Below are 1016 nucleotides of genomic sequence, written 5' to 3'. Positions count from 1 at the left end.
ATTTAACTATGTATGAACAAATGTTATTTCTATGTAGACTTAAGGGTTATAAGAAAGAAAATGCAAGACAAAAAATTGACGAGATTGTTAGACTTTTTAAGTTAGAAGAATATGTTAATTATTTTCCATATGCTTTGTCGAGAGGAACTATTCAAAGATTTGCAATTGTATTTGGCTGTTTAAGAGAAAGTAGACTTTTACTATTAGATGAACCATTTATTACGCTCGATCCAGTACAAGTTAATATTTTAGAAGAAATGTTAATTTCACAAAAGAGTAAGGATAAAATTATCATTGTTTCAAGCCATGATATTGATAGTTTAGAAGAAATTTGTAATGAATATTTGATAATAAAAGATTCAAGTTTGCTTAGCTTTAGCCCCTATGAAATGAATCGACAAACAATTTCTAAATTAATTGGTGATAGCTATGATTAGTTCACCTTATTACTTCATATTGGTTAATCAAAAAAGAAAGATAGTTAGGACAATAAAAAAGTATCCTTTAAATGCTTTTTTATTTGTTATTGGTACATTAATTTTAAGTCTAATTATTAAAGATGAAATTAAGTATTATGAGACATATGTCGAATTATTTTTACCATTTGCTATTTATATATATGGGTTGTTAAAGTTATTACAAAACAATCCCATTATTAATATACCTATGTATGTTTTTCAACATAAATATTTTGACTTTAATAAATTCAAATTTTATTTAATAAGAAAAATGATCTTACCAAGTTTAATCTTTTTGTTAATTTATTTTCTTTTTATGAAAACGATAAGTAATGGAATTATCATTGCATTGTTGATAAATAGCATGATTAATCTAATTTGTTTTATGCGATATAAATATCAAAATTTAATATTCTCCGTATTTATAATGATTTCTGTCGTTCTTTCATTTCTTTCTATTTATTTGGATTCTATCTTGATCCCATTAATTATTTCTCTACTACTATTCATTCAGATGTTGAAAATTGATAATTTAAATTACTCGATATTGTACAATTA

At 23.6% G+C, this 1016-nt stretch carries 1 protein-coding gene; it reads left to right on the top strand.

The window, feature by feature from the left end; genetic code table 11:
• Window positions 1-437, top strand: a 437-nt coding sequence (locus ACFCYN_RS25525; protein ID WP_483867250.1) for an ATP-binding cassette domain-containing protein, incomplete at its 5' end; no start/stop codon positions are given.
• Window positions 438-1016 lie beyond the last annotated feature (579 nt).

The organism is Gottfriedia sp. NPDC056225, from assembly GCF_042267765.1.
GTDB lineage: Bacteria > Bacillota > Bacilli > Bacillales > Bacillaceae_G > Gottfriedia.
Note: the sequence above shows the minus strand (reverse complement) of the source record. Positions and strands in the feature narration are given on the sequence as shown.